The organism is Vibrio sp. QJM3NY_35, assembly GCF_057785915.1.
Window position 1 is genome coordinate 1,489,935 of sequence record NZ_CM173508.1, and the last position, 1,904, is coordinate 1,491,838.

The 1,904-nt window shown below is 41.9% G+C and carries 2 protein-coding genes; both read right to left on the bottom strand.

Features of this window, described 5'->3' with window-relative positions; translation table 11 throughout:
• Nucleotide 1: 1 nt before the first annotated feature.
• On the bottom strand, nt 2-1,351 hold the full coding sequence (locus AC3CH3_RS21940) for an HlyD family type I secretion periplasmic adaptor subunit (RefSeq protein ID WP_048611151.1): 1,350 nt from the start codon (nt 1,349-1,351) through the stop codon (nt 2-4).
• 12 nt (nt 1,352-1,363) lie between these two features.
• Nucleotides 1,364-1,714, bottom strand: a complete 351-nt coding sequence (locus AC3CH3_RS21945) for a hypothetical protein (RefSeq protein WP_488538434.1) — start codon at nt 1,712-1,714, stop codon at nt 1,364-1,366.
• Between the last annotated feature and the right edge of the window lie 190 nt (nt 1,715-1,904).

Below are 1,904 nucleotides of genomic sequence, written 5' to 3' on the forward strand. Positions count from 1 at the left end.
ATTATCTCTCATCGAAAGCATCCTCGATGGCTGACATCACAGGTTTTGCAGCGTATTCTATCACGCGACGCGAGCCTGTTTTCACATCGGCGGTAAACTCCATGTAAGGTGATAACTTGTATTGAGTACCTCCTCGCTCAAGAAAGTTTCGGTCAATTTCAATCTCTGCTAAATAGAATTCAGCGTCTTCTTCTTCGTATGATGAACGGCTGATTGAGGCGATGGTTCCCTCAACAAATCCGTATTTTGCAAAGTTATAGGTATCCATTTTCACTTTCACTGCCTGACCAATTTCGACAAATCCCATGTCTTTACGTGGGATCTTCGCTTCACCGTGAAGGGAGTTATTGATCGGTGCAATATCGGCGATACTTTCTCCTGGCGGAATCACAGCAGAACGGAAATTGAAGTGCAGTTTGTCGACCACACCATCCACCGGAGAGTAGACGACTAGGCGATCAACCTTGTCGGAATGCTGTGGTTGTAAGATTCGCTTCAGCTTGAGGTCTTTATTCGCTTGAATGATTTGCGCTTGATACTCAGAGTTTCGGTTCTCAACCAAGTCACGGTGTTGCTTTTCAAGCTTGTCGAGTTGGAAGCGCTCATTCATCACCGATTCGTCAAGGTTCTCAATCTCACGCACCATATTAGACTCTTGTACTTTCATGTTAAGAACGTCGACATAAGACGCCATCTCTTCTTTATAGAGGGTGTTTTTGATGTTGAGCTGCTTACGTATCAGAGATAGCTGATTCTCTGAACTTTTTCGGCGCTTTAACATTGAGCTGATTAACGAGTTTTTGTGCTTAATATCGTGAGTAATGAGCTCTTCATTTGAACGGTTTTTAGAGAACTCTTGCCTCCAGGTATTCATGTTGACCTGAACCTGCTCAGGGTATTCCTCAATAAAGGCATCGAAGTTAGGTTCTTCCATGTCGCGTAAGCTTTCATAACGAATCTTATCGAGCTCTATCTGAATAATTTCAGTATTGACGGTATCAAGTTGAGTGTTACGGTCGAGTGAGCGTATGCGAGCGATAGGTTGGCCCTCATAAACGACTTCCCCTTTTCTGACTAACAATTCTTCTAATATCCCGCCTTCTAAATGTTGAACTTTCTCAACATCCGATTCCAATAGCAGTTCCCCACGTACAGAAACAACAATGTCGATACGTGCTTGTGACGCCACCGCAATAGCGACCAAAGCGAGCAAGAATATAATGAGCAACGTTTTGTGAACGCTGGTCATGGCACTAGCAAGCACAATAGTGTCATCAGCTGTGACCTTAGAAGCCTCATTATTGGAAACAAGTGCTTTTCTGAGGTGATGTTCTATTTGGTTATTGCTCATGACTGACCTCGGTTACTTGCCATCTATTACTTCCTTAATATCCAACAAGTGGTTGATTTGTCGATTGACGTTGTGCAATTCAGTTTTTATATCCTCTATAAGCTCTTCCGGCGCAGGGAACTCGTGTCTGCTCAAGTGTTCCAATTTGGCCATTTTGGGCGGGAGGTCTTGGTCGCAAAGCAACGTTAAGATGGTCTTCAATTTTTTTGAGTAACTGTTGAGTTCATCAAAACGATTACCTTTATGAAGCGCTTCTATATTTAGGGCTGCGTCAGAAAAGTCATTGTAAAAGTCGCCTAATAGCAATTGCAGCCCTTTGTGGTTGTTGTCGACCGAGCGCAACAAATTCGTCATGTCTATCATCTCTCCACTGCCTTAATTGCTTTAATCACAATAACTAAGGATCTTTAAAGGCAGTTTTCAAATTTTTTTTGATTCTTTCTCTTTAAAAATAAATTATGAAAAATGTTGTATAAAAAATTGGTTTTTCAAAATGATGTCCTTTAATGCCTCTATAAATACGATCAGTTAGCTAGTAGCAACGGAGGCTGTA

What these genes read in the sequence shown, in the direction of transcription:
- AC3CH3_RS21940 (WP_048611151.1), bottom strand. Translation starts at nt 1,351, where the DNA reads ATGAGCAATAACCAAATAGAACATCACCTCAGAAAAGCACTTGTTTCC.
- AC3CH3_RS21945 (WP_488538434.1), bottom strand. Translation starts at nt 1,714, where the DNA reads ATGATAGACATGACGAATTTGTTGCGCTCGGTCGACAACAACCACAAA.